Genomic DNA, 1922 nt, shown 5'->3' with positions numbered 1-1922 from the left:
TTGGTGATCAGCGCTTCAACGGTGCGCCAAAAAGGGCTAAACGGTGAGTTATTAGCAATCTGTATGTTTTGCTCTTTTAGCTGTGCTTGCCATTGCTTCGCTGCTGATTGCTCGTCCATTGGCAAGCCTGCATTTTGCATCATTGCTTTAAAGTTCATTGCTGCTCCCATACTGGCGCGTTTGTGCGTTAATGCTTAATGTGCCGTCGTCGTTGCGGTGCACTTTTATTGTGCCTGGTTTTACGCGATTGTCTTGCTCGGTTAGTAATTCGAGTTCGGTTAATATTGGCTCTATTGCGTTTTTGTTGCGCAGGCCAACAAGCTTGGTTAGTAAGCCGCTTTCTAAAATGCGGTGCTTTATATCCTGGCTTATTACGTCTGCTTTTTTAAACGTGCTTGGGCTTAGCGAGTCGTTAAGCATAAAGTCGCCGTCTTGTATTTCTAGGTCTATGTGTAGCGCTATATCAAATTTCATTAACCTGCTAGCTCCATCATTTGTTCAAAGCTTTGCGCTAAGTCGTCTGATTTAAAGTTTACGTTCTCAATGCTTATATGCTTGCTGCTGTCACTGCTATTGCTGTTGTTGTTTGTACTGCTGCTGTTGTTAGTTAGGCTTTGCAGGTAAGCCGACTTTTGCAGCTTAGGCTTATATGCAGTGGCCTGTTGTTCTGCGCTAATTTGCTGTGCTTTTTCGGCGTTGTTGCTGGCTGTGTTAGTAATTATCTGATCTGTTTTTACGCTGGGCAATGCTGGCTCTGGCGCCGCGCCTTGATTAACGCTTACCAGCTGCGCTTGCTTAGCGTTATAAACAGGGGAATTTGCCGAGTTAGTAATATTGTTATTTGCAACCGTAACTGCTTTATTTTGCTCGCTTGGGAATGCATTGTTTATTAATGCCTGGCTGCGGGCTTGCGCCTGTAAATTTAACGGTGCGGTGCTGTCGGTTGGCACTGCAGGTAAGCGCTGGCTAGTAAATTTAAATGCATCGTTTGCGGCTTCACGCTCAGTCATTGCTTTTGGTTGGGCAGCTATGTCCGCTGACGCTAAGCTGTTTTGCGTAGCGTTATTTACACTGCTATTTACCGCTGCTAATGCCTTCGTGCTAGTTGCGCTGTTAGTTACCGTTGCCGCATTGTTTTGCATGGCGTTAGTTGCGTTGTTGATTGCCGTTGCCGCATTGTTTTGCGTGGCGCTAGTTGCGTTGTCGATTGCCGTTGCCGCATTGTTTTGCGCGGCATTAGTTGCGCTGTTTACTGCCGTTGCCGCATTGTTTTGCGTGGCGTTCACTGCGCTGCTAGTTACTGCGCTGCTAGTTACTGCGCTGTTATTTACTGCGTTGTTTTGCTCGCTTGGGAATGCATTATTTATTAATGCCTGGCTGCGGGCTTGCGCCTGTAAATTTAACGGTGCGGTGCTGTCGGTTGGCACTGCAGGTAAGCGCTGGCTAGTAAATTTAAATGCATCGTTTGCGGCTTCACGCTCAGTCATTGCTTTTGGTTGGGCAGCTATGTCCGCTGACGCTAAGCTGTTTTGCGTAGCGTTATTTACACTGCTATTTACCGCTGCTAATGCCTTCGTGCTAGTTGCGCTGTTAGTTACCGTTGCCGCATTGTTTTGCATGGCGTTAGTTGCGTTGTTGATTGCCGTTGCCGCATTGTTTTGCGTGGCGCTAGTTGCGTTGTCGATTGCCGTTGCCGCATTGTTTTGCGCGGCATTAGTTGCGCTGTTTACTGCCGTTGCCGCATTGTTTTGCGTGGCGTTCACTGCGCTGCTAGTTACTGCGCTGCTAGTTACTGCGCTGTTATTTACTGCGTTGTTTTGCTCGCTTGGGAATGCATTATTTATTAATGCCTGGCTGCGGGCTTGCGCCTGTAAATTTAACGGTGCGGTGCTGTCGGTTGGCACTGCAGGTAAGCGCTGGCT

The 1922-nt window shown here is 47.8% G+C and carries 1 protein-coding gene and 1 pseudogene; both read right to left on the bottom strand.

The annotated features are described in order from the left end of the window. Window positions 1-147: 147 nt before the first annotated feature. Entirely contained in the window at window positions 148-474 is a 327-nt protein-coding gene (locus tag L654_RS0104740; protein ID WP_004589628.1) for a DUF2590 family protein, read from the bottom strand. Continuing rightward, window positions 474-1922: pseudogene (locus L654_RS01000000125495) on the bottom strand (phage tail tape measure protein); the annotation flags it as partial. The gene L654_RS0104740 and the pseudogene L654_RS01000000125495, both read right to left, overlap by 1 nt.

The organism is Pseudoalteromonas sp. TAB23 (genome assembly GCF_000498075.1).
Classification (GTDB): Bacteria; Pseudomonadota; Gammaproteobacteria; order Enterobacterales; family Alteromonadaceae; genus Pseudoalteromonas; species Pseudoalteromonas arctica.
The sequence above is the reverse complement of the archived record's forward strand: the minus strand, read 5'-3'. Positions and strand labels throughout refer to the sequence as shown.

What these genes read in the sequence shown, in the direction of transcription:
- L654_RS0104740 (WP_004589628.1), bottom strand. Translation starts at nt 474, where the DNA reads ATGAAATTTGATATAGCGCTACACATAGACCTAGAAATACAAGACGGC.